Origin of the sequence: Paraburkholderia steynii (assembly GCF_900100565.1) — a bacterium.
Lineage (GTDB): Bacteria > Pseudomonadota > Gammaproteobacteria > Burkholderiales > Burkholderiaceae > Paraburkholderia > Paraburkholderia terrae.
Map to the genome: position 1 here is coordinate 35,200 of NZ_FNDI01000024.1, position 17,148 is coordinate 52,347.

A 17,148-nucleotide genomic window follows, 5' to 3' on the forward strand; every position below is an offset into this window, starting at 1 on the left:
TGCCTACTTTTCTTTGCGGCGGCAAAGAAAAGTAGGTGCCGCCCCGCACAGGGGCGACGCCTGAAGCACGCTAACGCATCGCGGATGCCACCGCAGAGTCCAAAACACCAAACCCGCAACCGCAAAAACGCCCCAGCCTCGCAGAGAAAACAAAAAACCAAACCCAACCCCTAATCAGCCCGCAGCACAACAGTCCCCAGCGGCGGCAGCACTAAAGAGGCCGACTGCGGCCGCCCATGCGCCGCAACCTCATCTGTATAGATGACACCACCGTTCCCAACATTAGACCCACCATAAACCCCAGCATCAGAATTAACGATCTCAACCCACCGCCCCGCCCGGGGCATCCCAATCCGATACCCATGCCGGGGCACCGGCGTAAAGTTGCAAACCGTAATCAGCTCACGCCCAGCACCATCCATGCGCCGCCAGGCAAAAACCGAATTCGCACTATCGTCACCAATGATCCACTCAAACCCACCCGGCTCAGTATCGAGCCGATGCAACGCCGGTTCCTCGCGATAAAGCCGGTTCAAATCCCGCACAAGCCGCTGCACGCCGTGATGCAACTCATCATCGAGAAGATGCCAATGCGGCGACCCATCGTGATCGAACTCGGCCATCTGCCCAAACTCGCCACCCATGAACATCAGCTTCTTGCCCGGATGGGCCCACATAAACGCAAAGTACGCGCGCAGATTCGCAAACTTCTGCCAGCGGTCGCCCGGCATCTTGCCCAGCAGCGATCCCTTGCCATGCACGACCTCGTCGTGCGAAAGCGGCAACACGAACTTCTCGGAATACGCATACACCATCGCGAACGTCATGTTGTGGTGATGCCATCGACGGTTGATCGGGTCTTCTTCAACGTAGTGCAACGTATCGTGCATCCACCCCATGTTCCACTTGAACTGGAAGCCGAGCCCGCCATCCTCGATGCGCGCCGTCACACCGGGCCACGCCGTCGATTCCTCCGCGATCGTGATCGCGCCATGCACGTCCGGCATATGCTGCACTTCATGATTGAGCCGCTTCAAAAACGCAATCGATTCGAGATTCTCGCGTCCGCCATGCACGTTCGGCACCCACTCGCCCGCCGCGCGCGAATAGTCGCGGTACAGCATCGACGCGACGGCATCCACCCGCAAGCCATCGACGTGATAGCGCTTTAGCCACGCCAGCGCCGATGCGATCAGGAACGCGCTCACCTCGTTGCGGCCGAGGTTGTAGATCATCGTGTTCCAGTCCTGGTGATAGCCTTCGCGCGGGTCCGCATGCTCATACAAAGGCGTGCCGTCGAACTCGATCAGCCCGTGTGCATCGTTCGGGAAGTGCGCAGGCACCCAGTCGAGGATCACGCCGAGCCCCGCCTCGTGCGCGCGGTTCATGAAGCCCGCGAACTGCTCCGGCGTGCCGAAGCGCGCCGACGGCGCGAACTGCGCCAACGGCTGATAACCCCACGATCCACCGAACGGATGCTCGGCAATCGGCATGAACTCGATATGCGTGAAGCCCATTTCCTTCGCATAAGGAATAAGGCGGTCCGCCAGCTCGGACCAGTTCAACCCGCGATGCCCTTCCTCCGCGACGCGCAGCCACGATTCCGCATGCACTTCGTAGATCGAGATCGCCGATTGCGCGGTCTGCTTCGACGCGCGTGTCTGCATCCAGTCGCCGTCCGTCCACGGAAAACGCTCGACATCGTCGACGTGCGCGACCACGGACCCCGTCGCGGGTGGCCTCTCGGTCTGCATCGCGCAAGGGTCGGCCTTGAGCGGCAACGGATGACCGTCGCGCGTCAGCATCTCGTACTTGTAGCGCGTGCCAGCGCCGATGCGCGGCACGAACAGTTCCCACACGCCGGCCTGATGGCGCAGCCGCATCGGATGTCGGCGGCCGTCCCATGAATTGAAGTCGCCCACCACCGACACGCGCCGCGCATTCGGCGCCCACACGGCAAAGCGCACGCCCGGCACGCCGTCGAATGTATGCGGCCGCGAGCCCAGGCATTCGAGCACCGCGTACGGGTCACCCCACGCGACGCGCTGCAACGGCTCGTCGCCGAGCACCGGGCCGAACGAATACGTGTCTTCGATTTCCTGAACCGACCCATGCCAGTCGATCCGCAAGCGATACGCCACGGCTTCGCTGACGGGACCCGCGAACAGGCCGCCCGGATGCAGTTGCTCCAGTTCGCCGAGCAGCCTGCCGTCATCGCGCGCGATCACCGACACGCGCGCCGCGTTCGGCAGCATCACGCGCACGACGGGGCCGGCGCTGGTCTCGTGCATGCCGAGTTGCGAGAACGGATCGTGATGGCGCGCATCGACGAGCGCATCCAGATCCACGCGATGCAGACCGGCCGCCTCTAGTTGAACGTTGTAGTGCTCACTCATAATCGCCCTCTGATGCTGCGGGAGGCGTCGAGGCAGCCGCCGGCGAATGCGGCGCTGCGCCCGTGTCGCCGAGCAGGCGGCTCGTCAGCGCGGCGAGGCCGCGCACTGGCAAGCCGAGCCATGCCGGCCGGTTGGCTGCCTCGTAACGGATTTCATAGGCGGCCTTCTCGATCAGGAACAGATCGAGCAACGCCTGTTCGTGCTCCGGCGCGACGAGCGGCTGCGACGCGGCTTGCGTTGCCGCGCGGTACTCGGTGAGGAACGCTTCGGCAGCGGCGGCGCGGAAGCGCTCGAACAGCGCGCGCTTGCGGTCGGCCGTCATTTGCGGCGCGGCTTCCATCGTCGATTGCGCGGCGGCGCTCGCATACGACAGCGAACGCAACAGCCCCGCGACGTCGCGCAGCGGGCTGGACTTCGCGCGGCGCTCTTCGAGTTCGCGCGCCGGCTCGCCTTCGAAGTCGATCAGGAAGGCGTCGCCTTGCGCCACGAGCACCTGGCCGAGATGGAAGTCGCCGTGAATGCGCGTGCGCAGCGCATGCGCATCGGGCTTCACCAGCTTCGACACCGCTTCGACCAGCTTGTCCTTGCGATCGAGCACGCTGTGGCCGAGCAGGGCAGCGTCTTCGCCGAGCTGATCGACGTTCTTCTCGAGCAGTTCGAGCGCGGAGGCAAGCAGTTTCTGCGTGCCGTCGATCCATGCCTGCACCTGCTTGCTGTCAGCGAGTTCGGGATCGAATGCCGGGTTGTCCGATGGCGTCGCGAGCGCGACGTGCAGCTCGCCGAGCCGCTTGCCGATGATGCCCATGTACGACGCGTAGCCTTCCGTCGCCTCTTCCTCGTGTACGCGGTCCTGGTTCGCCTGGTTCTCGTTGTTGGCGCCATCGACGGCGAGCGCGAGTTCGTCGATCGAACGGCGCAGTGTGTCGAGTGCCCAGTTCCACGCGTCGCCCTGGTTGTCGACGAAGCCTTGCAGGATACACAGCGTATGCGGCACGTTCTCCGGATCGACGCGCACCACTTCGCCATACAACGGCGCGGTGTTCGCGTAGCCGAGCTGCGTCAGATAGCGGCTCATTTCCGCTTCGGGATGCATGCCCTTCAACAGGCGCCGCACGAGCTTCAGCACGACCTTGTCGGCGATCACGAGCGAGCTGTTGCTCTGCTCGGCGGCGAGCCAGCGGATTTCCGGCTGTTCGCCCAGATCGAGTTCGTCGAAACGGTCAGTTGGAATGAAATGGATCGTGCTCTTTTGCACGGTCGGCACGCCGGCGCGCTCGCGCAGCTTGCGCAGCGTGCCGTACGCGAACTGCGGCAATGCGAACGCATCCGTCAGATGGCCGACGTTGCGTCCGCGCCGCACGCGCGCCAACGCCAGTTGCATGAAGAGCGGCGTGGTCGTGTCGGCGCCCCACGTGATCGCGAGCGGCAGCACGTAACGCTCGGTGTGATTGCCGACATCCGCTTCGATCTCCGTGAACGCGAAGCCCGCTTCGGGGATCGTCGTCAGCGCGGCGAGGCGCACGGCATGCAGCTTCTGATCCTTCGACGCATACCATCTGCGGCGTCCCAGCCACGACGGCAGCACTTCCGATTCGAGCAGCCGCACGTTTTCTGGCGTCGGGCCCGCCTGACCTTCGCGGATCACGATGGTCACGAAGTCGGGCAGGGGTTCGGACGGCGCCTGGCTCCATGTCGGACGGCCGCCGCCTTCGCAAAGAAGGAACCACAGGAAGCCGTACGGCGGGAACGTCAGCAGATACGTCAGCTGCCCGATCGCGGGGAACACCGAATCCGCCGTCATTTCGATGGGCACTGCACCGTTGAATTCGGACAGATCGAGTTCGACCGCCTGTGGCGCGCGCGACAGGTTCGCGACGCACAGAATGGGCGGCTGGCCGGGCAGTTCGCGCAGATACGCGAGAATCTTGCGGTTGCTCGGCTTCAGAAAGCGGATCGTGCCGCGCCCGAACGTGTGCTTCGAGCGGCGCGTCGCGAGCATGCGCCGCGTCCAGTTGAGCAGCGAGTGCGGATCGCGGCTTTGCGCTTCGACGTTGACGGCGTCGAAGCCATACAGCGAGCCCATCACGGGCGGCAGCACCAGTTGTTCGGGATCGGCGCGCGAGAAGCCGCCGTTTCTGTCGGACGACCATTGCATCGGCGTGCGCACGCCGTCGCGGTCGCCGAGGTGAATGTTGTCGCCCATGCCGAGTTCGTCGCCGTAGTAGATGACGGGCGTGCCCGGCATCGACAGCAGCAGCGAATTGATCAGCTCGATGCGGCGGCGGTCGCGTTCCATCAGCGGCGCGAGGCGTCGGCGGATGCCGAGGTTCAAACGCGCGCGCCGATCGCTCGCATACGTGTTCCACAAGTAGTCGCGCTCGGAGTCCGTGACCATTTCGAGCGTGAGTTCATCGTGATTGCGCAGGAAGATCGCCCATTGGTTCGTCTCGGGGAGATCCGGCGTCTGCTTCATGATGTCGGTGATCGGGAAGCGGTCCTCGCTCGCAATCGACATATAGATGCGCGGCATCAGCGGGAAGTGGAACGCCATATGGCATTCGTCTTCGTTGCCGAAGTATTCCTGCACGTCTTCCGGCCACTGGTTCGCTTCGGCGAGCAGCATCCGGTTCGGATATTCGGCGTCGATGGTTGCACGAATCTTCTTCAGGACCGCGTGCGTTTCGGGCAGGTTCTCGTTGTTCGTGCCTTCGCGCTCGACGAGATACGGCACGGCATCCAGCCGCAAACCGTCGATGCCCAGGTCGAGCCAGAAGCGCATCACCTGCAGCACTTCGCGCAGCACAGCGGGATTGTCGAAGTTCAGGTCGGGCTGGTGCGCGTAAAAGCGGTGCCAGTAGTACTGGCCCGCAACGGGGTCATGCGTCCAGTTCGACGGTTCAGTATCAATGAAGATGATGCGTGTCTTCTCGTACTTCTTGTCCGTGTCGGACCACACGTAGTAGTTGCGATGGTTCGAGCCGGGCTTCGCGCGGCGCGCGCGCTGGAACCACGGGTGCTGGTCCGACGTGTGGTTGATGACAAGCTCGGTGATCACGTGCAAGCCGCGCGCGTGCGCTTCCTGAATGAAGCGCTTGACGTCGCCGATCGTGCCGTAGTCCGGGTGTACGCTCTTGTAATCGGCGATGTCATATCCGTCATCGCGGCGCGGCGACGGATAGAACGGCAATAGCCAGATCGCGCTGACGCCGAGCTCCGCGATGTAGTCGAGCTTCGCGATCAGGCCGGGGAAATCGCCGACACCGTCGTTGTTCGCATCGAAGAACGACTTGATGTGTACCTGATAGATGATCGCGTCCTTGTACCAGAGCGGATCGTCTGCGAGCGTCGACACCTTGGCGCGGCGCGACGGGCGCGGCTTCTCGGGAGCGGCCTCGGCTGTCGTGTCGGTGAAATGCTGCGACGTGCTTTCGGCGGAATCGTCACGTTTCATATTGCACCTTCATTGAATGTCGTGTCGGGGGCGGCCCGATGCGTGTCGCTTTCATCGGGAACAGCGTCTCGCGGCAGGCCGGTCGCGGGCGCGATGCGCCAGATCGCGAACGGCCGCGTGCCGGGATCGAGCCGCACGTGTTGCCATCTGCCATGCCATTGAAACCGTTCGCCCGTCATCTGATCGATCACGTCGATGGCGCCTTGATCGTGCAGGCCCCAGCCGTTGAACGTGCTCCACGACAACTCGATATCCGCGCCCTGCTCGTTGTACGGATCGAGATTGATCGCGACGATGATCACGTTGTCGCGCGCCGGCGTGGCCTTTTCGAAGAACAGGATGCTCTCGTTGTGCGCGGGCAGGAACGTGAGATTCAGATGCGAGTGCAGCGCCGGGTTCGTGCGGCGAATGCGGTTCAGCTCCGTGATCTCGCGCACGATGTTGCCGGGCCGGTTCCAGTCCCATGCGCGGATCTGATACTTCTCCGAATCCAGATACTCTTCGCTGTTCGGCAGCGCGGCGGCTTCGCACAGTTCGAAGCCGCTATACACGCCCCACAGTCCCGACAGCATCGTCGCGAGCGCGGCGCGAATCAAGAAGCCGGGACGTCCTTGCGACTGCAGGTGACGCGGGTTGATGTCCGGCGTGTTGACAAAGAAGTTCGGCCGGAAGAATTCGCGCAGATCGGTTTGCGTCAGTTGCGTCAGATACTCGGTGAAATCGCGCTTCGATTCGCGCCATGTGAAGTACGTGTACGACTGCGAGAAGCCCAGCTTCGCGAGCCGCGCCATCACGCGCGGACGCGTGAACGCTTCCGCGAGGAAGATCACGTCGGGATGCCGCACGCGCACGTCGTTGATCATCCATTCCCAGAACGGGAAAGGTTTCGTGTGCGGATTGTCGACGCGGAAGATGCGCACGCCCGCATCGATCCAGAACAGGATCACGTCGCGCAGCGAAAGCCATAAATCGGGCTTCGCGTCGTGCGCGTAGAAGTCAGGATTCACGATGTCCTGATACTTCTTCGGCGGGTTTTCGGCGTAACGCAGCGTGCCGTCGGGACGCCACGCGAACCATGTGGGGTGCTGTTTTAGCCACGGGTGATCGGGTGAGCATTGAATCGCGAAGTCGAGCGCGATTTCCAGGCCGTGATCGTGCGCGGCGGCGAGCATGCGCTTGAAGTCGTCGAGCGTGCCGAGCTGCGGATGCACGGCATCGTGGCCGCCCGCTTCGCCGCCGATCGCATACGGGCTGCCCACGTCGTCCGGGCCCGGCGTCAGCGTGTTGTTGCGGCCCTTGCGGTTGGCGATGCCGATGGGGTGAATGGGCGGGAAGTACAGCACGTCGAAGCCCATGTCGCGGATGCGCGGCAGTTTGCCGATTACGTCGTCGAAGTTGCCGTGCCGATGCTCGTCGTCGCTCATCGAGCGCGGGAAGATCTCGTACCAGCTGCCAAAGCGCGCGCCCGCGCGTTCGGCGTCGATGCGGTACACGACGTGGTCGCGCGACAGCCCAGGCCGGTGGCGCGCGGCGGCGAACGCTTCCGCCGTCGTGGGCGCCAGCACGATCGCGAGGCGTTCACCCGTGTCCGCCTTCATGAATTCCTTGACGATCGCTTCTAGTTGCTGCGGCTGCGAGCCGTCGGTAGTTTCCGTTTCGGCCAACGCGAGCGCAAACAGATGCTTCGCCTCTTCGACTTCGAGTTCGACCGACTGATCCGCCTTCAGCTTCTTCTGCATGTGATCGACGAGCGACGCGAAATCGTCGCGCCACGCAATCACCGTGTACTCGTGACGCCCGATGCGTTCGAGCGGAATGCGCGCTTCCCAGATGTCGTTGCCAGCGGGCTGAGCGGGCGTCATCGGCGCTTCGTGCCAGGCGGTTTCATCGGCGGCGCGCCAGATCACGGCGGCGGCGATCTTGTCGTGACCTTCGGCGAACACGGCTGCCGTGATATGCACGCGTTCGCCGACGATGCGCTTGGCAGGGAAGCGTCCGTGATCGACGGCGGGCGACACGCTTTCGATCGCGACACGCGAGCCCGCGATCGCATCGAGCACGCTCTTGTGTCCCGACGTCTTGGTGCTCTTTTTGTCGATGGGCGGCGCGAGCACGATCGGCTTCTCAGCGACCGCGCGGAACAGGCGGCACGCACCCGGCGCCAGCGTGAAGGCGGCGAGCGGTTGCGGCGCGCCGCGCGAATCGGTGCCGAGTGGCACGAAGCGCGTGAAGTCGCCCGGCACGCCGTCGAGAAAACGCGCGGGATCGACGCGTACGGGCGTGCCCAGCTCCGGGTTGATCGCGACCATCACGGCTTCGCCCGCGTCGCGCAAATCGCGCTGATCGCCGCGCAACAGGATGGCGGCATGGGTTTCCGGACCGGACAGCGAACGCAGTTCGCCATTGGTTTGCAGCGACCAGGTGTCGCGTGCGATCGCATTCGCGTGCCGCACGCGCTCCGAGAGATCGAAGCGCGCCGCGCCGCGCAGGCTCGCGTAGTGGGCGGCGTCGCCGAGCGTATGGGAAATCGGTTCGGCGATGCCGTATTCGAAGCCCATCGGCATCATCCAGCCGGTGCCCGTCGAAACGGCCGTCAGCAACGCGCGGCGATACGCGCGCTCGACGATCGCGGAATCATGCACATGTTCGAGGTCCGCTGCGAGCCGCGTGCCGTACGGCGCTTCGGGAAAGGCGACGGGCGAAGCGATACGCGTCAGCAGCGCATGCTCGTCGAGCATCCACGGCGCGCGGAAGTCCCACCAGCGCGACGACGAGAACACCGCGTCGAAGCCCACGCCTTCGAGCGCGGCGACGTCCGAGCGCACGAGGCCGGGCGTCGCCGCGAGAAAGCGTGAGGTCGGATGGCGCGACGCGCGCACGGCACCGAGCAGCCGCCGCCAAGCGAAGGCGGGCACGCGGTGCGGCGAATCGAAACGGAATCCGCCGATGTCCGCATCCGCGAGCGCGTCGAGCGTCTGCGCCCACCAGTCGAGCAGCGGCGCGGCCGCGTGCTCGTCGTTGAAGTTCGCATACGCGACGTTGTCTTCGTGACGCGCGTGGCGCGGATCGAGCCGCGCCTCTTCCGGCTCGAACGGATGAAACCAGTCGCGATGCTCGCGGAACAGGTTGCCGTCGGCTGCGGCGCGGTCGATCACGAGATCGACGAGCAGCGTCAGGCCATGCTGGCTCGCCGTCTCGGCGAGACGCTGCAGCACTTCGTGCGCGCTCTCGGTGCTAGCGAGCGCGGGATGCAGCCGCGCATGGTCGCTGACGATCTGCGCGTGGCCGGCCTGTCCCGGCTGGAACAGCCCGCCGATCAGCACATGATCGAAACCGAGCGCGGCGGCATGCGCGAACAGTGCGGGCCACGCATCCAGCCGTCCGACAAGGGGAGAATGAACGAAGTAAATCCGCGGCGCATAGGCGTGAGGAGCTTCCATCGGTCGTTTCCAGATTTCGTCCTGCTGTGCGGCGTGGATGCACATGGGTGCGATCACGACCGCCTATTAGGCTTCAGAGCCGGATGCCGCGCGATGCGTCCTGCGACGGCGCGTACTGCTCAATGTAGTGCATTCATTGATCGACAGGCGGCGCGTCAGTTCAAAGAGTCTGCGACGGCGCTGCATGTCGTCTGTCCGGGTTCAATCAACAGGCGGTGAAGGAGCAAGCGGTATGCCAGAAAGCGATACAGCAAGGTCAGGACTGAAACGGCGAGATGCGTGCAAGGACGGCTGGTGCAGCCTGGTACGGCACGAAGAAAAAGATGCGGGCGCGGCGTCGTTCATACGAATGACGCCGCGAAACCAAGGGAAGACGTGTAATTAGGGCGAGTCGTCCGGCGGCCGTTACATGCCATGTTGCCATAGCCGGGGGCGCGCGGCTGAGAAAGGACTTCGAGCGCGCCTGGTTTTGCCGGCGCGGCTCGCTATGACCCGAGCAAACCCGCCGCCATGTTGATGCACAGCCCAAGCACGGCCAGGTTGAAATAGAACGACAGCACCGACTGCGCGAGCGCCGCGCGGCGTATCTCGCGTGAGCGCAGCACGACGTCCGATGTCTGCGAGGCGACGGCGATCGTGAACGAGAAATACAGGAAGTCCCAATAGTTCGGATCGAGCTTGTGGTCGGGAAACTTCAGCGCGGTTTCCTGCATGTCGGTTGCGAAGTACAGGCGCGCGTAGTGCAGCGTGAAGATGGTCGGTATCAGGAACCACGCGCCGATCAGCGTGACGCCCGTCACGATGTAGTGCGACACACCCGTGCTGCCCTTCGACGACGCCAGCTCAAGCACGATGGCGGCAACGCTCGCGACCGTCGCGAGGCAGACGATGGCGAGCACGACGCCCGCGTTCTCGTCTTCGCGCCGCGCAATGTCGCGCACGCGATCGTGATCGGCGCGTGCCATCTCCAGCCACATCAGCGCGAGATAGGTCCACACGGCGACATCCCACGAGACGAGGACGCGGATCATCGGGCGCATGTGCGCGCTGGCGAGCAGCACGCCGACCACCACGCCGAGCACGAAGCCCGTGACCATGCGCGGCCGGTTGCGCAATACCTGCGGATAGACAGTCATGGGCGCGCGCTCCTGGCAGCGTGATGTGACACGGGTATGTCTCGATGCATGTTCGAAAGTCGTGATGAAGGTTGCGGCGATTCTATCGGGGCATGCTGGATGATTTGTCGAAACGGGTGCCGGGACGTTATAGTTTTCCCACAGTTTTGCTCAGTGGCCTTGCATGCGGCTTTCACCCGTTGCTTCGTTCTCGCGCGCAGCGAACGGCGAGCATGCAAGGGCGGCAGGGATTTCCTGCCGCGCCCGGACATCAGAGACCGCGAGACAGCGGCGCAAGACCAGTTTTGGGGCGGACGCCCGGCGTGCGAGCATGGTTCGGCCAACAGCCGGACGCGGCGCGCGCCAGGCGAATACACACATCATCTGGAGCCCCCATGACAGATGTTGATCGACACGCTGCGCGCTCGCCGCGCCGCCGTGCATGGCTGCTCGGCGCGTTCGCTTCGGCTGCCGGCCTCGCGTTTGCGTCGGCGGCGCGCTATGGCACATCGGGCGCAGCGCCCGGCATCGTAGGCATTTCGCCCGCCTTCGCCGACACGCCGCCGCCCGCAGGCGGCGGTTTCGACGCCTTCATTGCGCTCTCCAGCAAGCTCACAGGACACACCAGCTTCGACCCGCTGCACGGCAAACGCGCGTATGACGCATTGTCCAGAGCGGACGGCCAGTTCACGCAGAACGTCGCCGCGCTCAACGCCTGGCTGCAGACGCATGGCGGCGTGCCTTCGGACGTCGTCACGCAGGCCTTGCAGGCCGACCAGCCGCAGCTCGCGAAGACCGTCAGCGCGATCACGCGCGCGTGGTATCTCGGCCTCGTCGGCGAGATGCCGAACGTGCAGGTCATCGCGTTCGAACGCGCGCTGATGTTCGAACCCGTCAAAGACATCCTGACGATCCCGTCGTACTGTCGCGACGTGCCCTTTTACTGGACACACAAGCCGGCGAATGCGTAAGACGCTGCGCGTGGCATCGCGCGTGCGCTTCTTACTGGGTTCGCGCGTGGAGTTTGCGAAAGAACAAACAAGCAGCAAAAGCCAGCAGACAAATAAGAGGGCACCGAAGAGGCAAGCATGGCAAACGCAAATTCCGCCGACGTCGTCGTAGTCGGCTCGGGCGTCGCGGGCAGTCTCGTCGCGCATCAGATGGCGCTCGCGGGCGCCTCGGTGATCCTGCTCGAAGCCGGGCCGCGTCTGCAGCGCGGGCAGATCGTCGAGAACTTTCGCAATTCGCCTGCGAAATCGGACTTCGCGACGCCGTATCCGTCGACGCCTTACGCGCCGCATCCGCAGTACTCGCCCGCCAACCACTATCTGATCCAGAAGGGCGACTATCCGTATGACTCGCAGTATGTGCGGCTCGTCGGCGGCACCACCTGGCATTGGGCGGCTGCGACATGGCGTCTGCTGCCGTCGGACTTTCAACTGAAGAAGCTGTACGGCGTGGGCCGCGACTGGCCTTATCCGTATGAGACGCTCGAACCGTGGTACTACGCGGCCGAAGTGCAACTGGGCGTGTCCGGCCCCGATACATCCGTCGATCTCGGCTCGCCGCGCTCGAAGCCATATCCGATGACCGCGCTGCCGCTGTCGTACATGGACCAGCGTTTCTCCGTCGTGCTCAACGCGAACGGCTTCAAGGTCGTGCCCGAGCCCGTCGCGCGCAACAGCCGTCCGTACGACGCGCGCCCCACCTGCTGCGGCAACAACAATTGCATGCCGATCTGTCCGATCGGCGCGATGTACAACGGCATCGTGCATGCCGACAAGGCGGAGCGCGCGGGCGCGAAGCTGATCGCGCAGGCCGTCGTCTACCGCGTCGAAGCGGACAACAAAGGGCTCATCACGGCCGTCCACTACAAGGACCCGAACGGCAACAGCACGCGCGTGACAGGCAAGCTGTTCGTGCTCGCAGCAAACGGCATCGAGACGCCCAAGCTGATGCTGATGTCGACGTCCGACGCATTCCCGCACGGCATCGGCAATAGCTCCGATCAGGTCGGACGTAACCTGATGGATCATCCCGGCACGGGCGTCACGTTTCTCGCGAACGAATCGTTGTGGCCGGGGCGCGGGCCGATGGAGATGACGTCGGTGGTGAACTTCCGCGACGGCGCGTTCCGCTCGGAGTACGCGGCGAAGAAGCTGCACGTGTCGAACGGTGTGCCGACCATGGCGATTACATCGGCGCTGCTCAAAGGCGGAATGACGGGCGCAGAACTGGACCGGCAGATTCGCGACCGCGCCGCGCGCATGGTGACCATCAACAGCTTTCACGAGCATCTGCCCGAGCCGCAGAACCGCATCCTCCCTTCCGCCGATCACAAGGACGCGCTCGGCATCGCGCAGCCCGAGATCTACTACTCGATCAACGATTACGTGAAGAAAAGCGCCGCGCACACGCATGAACTCTATGCGCAGATCGCCGGGCTGTTCGGCGGCACCGAGGTTTCGTTCGACGATACCTTCGCGCCGAACAATCACATCATGGGCACGACCATCATGGGTAACGACGCCGCCAGTTCCGTCGTCGACGCCGACTGCCGCACGCACGATCACCCGAATCTGTTCATTGCGAGTAGCGGCGTGATGCCGGGCGCGGCGTCGGTGAACTGCACGCTGACGATCGCGGCGCTGTCGCTGAAGCTTGCCGACAAGCTCAAGCGCGAAATCTGAGGGTCATGTTGCCTATGAAACGATCAGACGGACACGGCGGCAACCTCGATGCGACGGTTTTCTCCGCGAGCCGGCGCGCGGCGCTCAAGGCGCGCCGCCGCGTATGGAGGATGGCGGCGCTCGCGGCGGCGTTCTCGCTGTTCGCGCTGTATCTCGCGTGGCTCGAAGCCTACGACACCGAGCTGCGCCACACCGACGAGTCGCCGCTCGGCGAAGCCGTCGCGCAGGCCAGCGCGCCCGCAGGCGGCGCGTCAGGTCTGGGACCCGATCTCGTCAAGCGCGGCGAGTACCTGGCGCGCGCGGGCGATTGCATCGCCTGCCATACGTCGGACAAAGGGCGTCCGTTCGCGGGCGGCCGCGCGATCAGCACGCCGTTCGGCACGCTCTATACGCCAAACATCACACCCGATCCGGACACGGGCATCGGCCGCTGGACGGACGCTGACTTCATGCGCGCGATGCACGAAGGCATCGGCAAGGACGGCCAGCAGCTCTACCCAGCGTTTCCGTATGTCGAATACACGCGCGTCACCGATCAGGACGTGCAGGCGATCCGCGCGTATCTGAACACAGTGGTGCCCGTGCGCTACACGCCGCCGTCGAACGATCTGCGCTTTCCGTTCAACCAGCGCTGGCTGATGGTCTTCTGGAACCTGCTCAACTTCGACGAAGGGCGCTTCGTGCCCGACCCGAAGCGGAGCGCCGAATGGAATCGCGGCGCGTATCTGGTCGAAGGGCTCGCGCATTGCGAGGAATGCCATACGCCACGCAATTTCACGCAGGGCCTGAAAACGGGCGAACGTCTGTCGGGCGCGATCCAGGCCGGCTGGCACGCGTACAACATCACGCCGCACAAGACGAGCGGGATCGGCGGCTGGTCGGATCAGGAGATCGCCAGCTATCTGTCGACAGGCATTGCGCAGGGCCGCGCGAGCGCGGCGGGACCGATGGCCGACGTGGTCTCCGACAGCACGCAGTATCTGAATCGCGAAGACCTGCGTTCGATCGCCATCTATCTGCGCGCGCTCAAGCCCATTGACCGGGGCGAGGCACGTGCGCGTGCCGAATGGGGCTCGCCCGCGAGCGACGTCGTCGCGTTGCGCGGCGCGCGGATCGAGGGTGTACACGGCGCGCAGCTATTCCTCGCGAACTGCGCGAGCTGCCACCACTGGACGGGCGAGGGCGTAGGCGCTAGCGCGCCGGGCGCGTATCCGTCACTGATCCATAACAGCGTCGCGGGCGCGAGCGACGCGAACAATCTGGCGATGGTGATTCTGCACGGCATCCACCGTACGACGAAAGACGCCGACGTGCTGATGCCCGCGTTCGACCGCGAACTGACCGACGCGCAGATCGCCGCCGTCACGAACTACGTGACGAAGCAGTTCGGCAATCCTCGATCGACGCTGAGCGCGGAGGAGGTCGGCAGGCTACGCGCCGTGCCGCAGTGACGGCACAGTGATCGTCCTGTGAGCGTGGCGACGGGAGCCGGTGTTTTGGCGCGCTGCGAATGCGCGAAGCTGGCAAGCGCGGATGCGATTCGCACGAATCCTGCTCACGAAAGGCGCGCGAACGCGAGATGCCGCGCATACACGGCTTGCGCGCCCGCACTATCATGGTGTTATGGATTCCACACTTGTCACCGTCGTCCAACATCATCCCGTCAACCGGACCGGGCGCGATTTCGTCGTCGGTGATCTGCACGGCTGCGTCGACGCGCTGCGCTTCCTGTTGCGCGAGGTCGATTTCGATCCGTCACGCGACCGGCTGTTCTCGGTCGGCGACTTGGTTGATCGCGGCTCGCAGTCAGAAGAGGCGTTGGCGCTGCTCGACAAGCCCTGGTTTTATGCCGTGCTCGGCAATCACGAGGACGCGCTCTGCGCCGTTGCTGAAGGCAAGCTGAAGAAGCAGTGGTGGTATGGGATCGGCGGGCTGTGGAGCGTGCAGGTGCCTGTTGAAAGACTGCGCGTCTATGCACGGCGTCTGCGCACGCTGCCGCTCGTACGCGTGATCGGCTCGGGCAGCGAGCGCTTCAACGTGCTGCATGCGGAATTTCTCGGCTCGGACGCCGAACTGGACGCCGACACCCTCTCCGAAGAAGTCCGCCAGCAACTGCTGTGGGGCCGCAGCCTCGCCATGGGCGCGGGCGATCCGATGCGTCAGCTTGGGTTATCGCTCACGTATTGCGGCCATACGCCCGTGCGCGAAGTGCAGCAGATTGGCGCGCAGATGTTCATCGATACGGGCGCATTCGGTCCCGGCGGCAAGCTGACTCTCGTCGAGGCACGCACGACGAAGCGCTGGTCGGTGACGGTCGAACGGGCGCGCTCGGTCGGTGCTTCGGCGCTGGCGTTGCCTTGAGCGCTCTATAACGCTTCCGGCGCTGCTGCCTCTACCCCACCTGGTGCAGTTCGAAGACGATATCGACGGCGCTGCCGTTCCAGTTGTATTCCAGATACGCCGCGTGATGGCAGTCGCGCAGCAGCGTCGTCTTGAACGCGGCGAGGCATTCGCCACCCGCATCCCGCACCGACGGATACACGATCCCCGGCGCGCCCGCCTCGCGCGCCGCGCGGCCGAGCGCCTGGCCGGGCGTGTAGTCGTTCGGCGACAGCACCGACGCATCGACCGATTCGGCATCGCGCAGGTCTACCACGTCGCCCTGCGCCATCACCGTATAGAGGCGCATCTGCTGACGCATCGGCGGCTCCTGCGTGGCGGCGAGGAAGAGACCCGAGTGATAACGCGTTTCAGCGATCGCGGTTTCGCGCGAGCGCGCGCAGTAAAACACGCCGTACGAGCCGTCCGAGAAACGGCTGCCTTGCGGATTCAGATGCGTGAGCGCGGCCATGATCGGCCCGTAGCCGGGACCGAAGCGCCGTTCCTCGCGCGGCACGAGATCGAGATCGCCGACTTCGGTCCGCACGCGGTCATTGGTCATGGCTTCGAGCGCGTAGAGCGCTTCGAAGTCTTCGGGCGACGCGACGCGGTCGAACAGGTTGACGGCAGGAAAGCGCGTGGGGATCACGCGGAACGCAGGTGTCCAGGCGAGCGAGGCCACACGCCATTGGTCTTGCCATTGCAGTTCAGTCACGCCCAGCCGCCTCGCATTGCGTCGAGATACTGGCGCACGGCCACGAGGTCGCTGATGTTGCCCGCCAACATGCGGTCCAGCGCGCGGCGGCCGCCGAACGGCGGCGCGCTGTTGGGGCGCTTGATCCATGTATCGGCAGCGGCAGGCTGCGGCAGCAGGATTTGCAGCGCCTTGTAGATACCGAGCAGAAGAGACAGCCGCTCCAGCGTGTCGCGGCCGAGGCGCGCCGTTTGCGGTGCGTTCTTCCATTTGAAGAAGGTGGAGCGTCCCGGCGAGCCGAGCAGGATGATCTGCTCTTCGGCGCTCAATTCCCAGTCGCGCGCGATGTTGAAGAACGCGCGCAGACCGGCGGCGGACATGTCCGCCATGGAGGGTTCGGCGGGCGGTCGTCGCAACGGTCGTTCGGCGCTCGAGTAATGGGCAGCGGAAGACATGATCGGAGTCCTGAGTTGAACTTTTTTAACATCTTAGTCTATATATGGATTAATGCAAGCGCGGCTGTATAATCCGCCCTCCAGTTTTTTGCACGGAGACTGCGGTGTCGCTGCGTTCGAAGGTGTGGGTATCGGTTGGTTTGCTGTGCGTGTCGATGGCGGCGCGCGCCGAGTACAAGGAAGTGTGGAATCCGCCTGAGGCCGCCCAGCACGTCAGGCATTCGAAGCATGCGGCCAGTTCCGCTGGTTCGGGTGCAGCGAAGGCCGTGCATCAGGGCAAGTCCACGCCGCATGCGAAGGTGGCTGCAAAGGCTTCCGTCTCGTCCGGGAAAACGAACAAGACTAGCGCCCCCGTCAAAACGGCCCACGCGCCCGCGACGCGCGATTCATCGCAAAAGCCTGCGCACGCAAAACCAGTCGTAGCGGCGACAAAGCCTCGCCAGGTTGCGCAGAGTAGCGCGCCGCAAACCAGCAGCACACAACCTCCGCGCGAACTTCCGCCGATCCTTCACTAGCTCCTGCCAACGC

General features: G+C 64.4%; 11 protein-coding genes. 5 read left to right on the plus strand and 6 right to left on the minus strand.

All coding sequences use genetic code 11. The annotated features are described in order from the left end of the window. Positions 1-170: 170 nt before the first annotated feature. The 4 genes from glgB to BLT65_RS33140 form a co-directional block, all read right to left on the minus strand. Complete coding sequence (gene glgB / locus BLT65_RS33125) at positions 171-2,396, minus strand: 1,4-alpha-glucan branching protein GlgB (protein ID WP_091786167.1); 2,226 nt, start codon at positions 2,394-2,396, stop codon at positions 171-173. Beyond that, positions 2,389-5,847: a maltose alpha-D-glucosyltransferase gene (gene treS, locus BLT65_RS33130; RefSeq protein ID WP_091786170.1), complete on the minus strand. Its 3,459-nt coding sequence runs from the start codon at positions 5,845-5,847 to the stop codon at positions 2,389-2,391. Before treS ends, glgB begins: the two co-directional genes overlap by 8 nt. Beyond that, a complete protein-coding gene (locus tag BLT65_RS33135) occupies positions 5,844-9,287 on the minus strand; it encodes a maltotransferase domain-containing protein (RefSeq protein WP_091786172.1) in 3,444 nt (1,147 codons plus the stop codon). Before BLT65_RS33135 ends, treS begins: the two co-directional genes overlap by 4 nt. A 485-nt stretch (positions 9,288-9,772) precedes the next feature. Beyond that, the gene (locus BLT65_RS33140) at positions 9,773-10,423 is read right to left on the minus strand and encodes a DUF1345 domain-containing protein (protein WP_091786175.1); all 651 of its coding nucleotides are present in this window, start codon (positions 10,421-10,423) and stop codon (positions 9,773-9,775) included. A 374-nt stretch (positions 10,424-10,797) separates the two neighbouring features. Between BLT65_RS33140 and BLT65_RS33145 the strand changes: the two genes are divergently transcribed. The 4 genes from BLT65_RS33145 to BLT65_RS33160 all read left to right on the plus strand — a co-directional run bounded on the left by BLT65_RS33145 (position 10,798) and on the right by BLT65_RS33160 (position 15,453). Next, positions 10,798-11,373 (plus strand): sugar dehydrogenase complex small subunit, encoded by a 576-nt coding sequence (locus BLT65_RS33145; RefSeq protein WP_091786177.1) that lies wholly within the window; start codon positions 10,798-10,800, stop codon positions 11,371-11,373. Between the two features lie 117 nt (positions 11,374-11,490). Next, positions 11,491-13,092, plus strand: coding sequence for a GMC family oxidoreductase (locus BLT65_RS33150; RefSeq protein WP_091786179.1), 1,602 nt, complete (start codon positions 11,491-11,493; stop codon positions 13,090-13,092). Positions 13,093-13,106: 14 nt separating this feature from the next. Next, positions 13,107-14,543, plus strand: a complete 1,437-nt coding sequence (locus BLT65_RS33155) for a cytochrome c (RefSeq protein ID WP_091786182.1) — start codon at positions 13,107-13,109, stop codon at positions 14,541-14,543. 172 nt (positions 14,544-14,715) lie between these two features. Continuing rightward, entirely contained in the window at positions 14,716-15,453 is a 738-nt protein-coding gene (locus tag BLT65_RS33160; RefSeq protein WP_208545844.1) for a metallophosphoesterase, read from the plus strand. A 31-nt stretch (positions 15,454-15,484) separates the two neighbouring features. Here BLT65_RS33160 and BLT65_RS33165 read toward each other — a convergent pair whose 3' ends face one another. Both BLT65_RS33165 and BLT65_RS33170 read right to left on the minus strand, forming a co-directional pair. Continuing rightward, entirely contained in the window at positions 15,485-16,186 is a 702-nt protein-coding gene (locus BLT65_RS33165; RefSeq protein WP_091786187.1) for an RES family NAD+ phosphorylase, read from the minus strand. Then, positions 16,183-16,620, minus strand: coding sequence for an MbcA/ParS/Xre antitoxin family protein (locus tag BLT65_RS33170; protein WP_007582627.1), 438 nt, complete (start codon positions 16,618-16,620; stop codon positions 16,183-16,185). Before BLT65_RS33170 ends, BLT65_RS33165 begins: the two co-directional genes overlap by 4 nt. 104 nt (positions 16,621-16,724) lie before the next feature. On the opposite strand from BLT65_RS33170, the gene BLT65_RS33175 reads away from it, so the two are divergent. Beyond that, complete coding sequence (locus BLT65_RS33175) at positions 16,725-17,135, plus strand: hypothetical protein (RefSeq protein ID WP_091786189.1); 411 nt, start codon at positions 16,725-16,727, stop codon at positions 17,133-17,135. Positions 17,136-17,148: the final 13 nt, after the last annotated feature.

What these genes read in the sequence shown, in the direction of transcription:
- glgB (WP_091786167.1), bottom strand. Translation starts at nt 2,396, where the DNA reads ATGAGTGAGCACTACAACGTTCAACTAGAGGCGGCCGGTCTGCATCGC.
- treS (WP_091786170.1), bottom strand. Translation starts at nt 5,847, where the DNA reads ATGAAACGTGACGATTCCGCCGAAAGCACGTCGCAGCATTTCACCGAC.
- BLT65_RS33135 (WP_091786172.1), bottom strand. Translation starts at nt 9,287, where the DNA reads ATGGAAGCTCCTCACGCCTATGCGCCGCGGATTTACTTCGTTCATTCT.
- BLT65_RS33140 (WP_091786175.1), bottom strand. Translation starts at nt 10,423, where the DNA reads ATGACTGTCTATCCGCAGGTATTGCGCAACCGGCCGCGCATGGTCACG.
- BLT65_RS33145 (WP_091786177.1), top strand. Translation starts at nt 10,798, where the DNA reads ATGACAGATGTTGATCGACACGCTGCGCGCTCGCCGCGCCGCCGTGCA.
- BLT65_RS33150 (WP_091786179.1), top strand. Translation starts at nt 11,491, where the DNA reads ATGGCAAACGCAAATTCCGCCGACGTCGTCGTAGTCGGCTCGGGCGTC.
- BLT65_RS33155 (WP_091786182.1), top strand. Translation starts at nt 13,107, where the DNA reads ATGAAACGATCAGACGGACACGGCGGCAACCTCGATGCGACGGTTTTC.
- BLT65_RS33160 (WP_208545844.1), top strand. Translation starts at nt 14,716, where the DNA reads ATGGATTCCACACTTGTCACCGTCGTCCAACATCATCCCGTCAACCGG.
- BLT65_RS33170 (WP_007582627.1), bottom strand. Translation starts at nt 16,620, where the DNA reads ATGTCTTCCGCTGCCCATTACTCGAGCGCCGAACGACCGTTGCGACGA.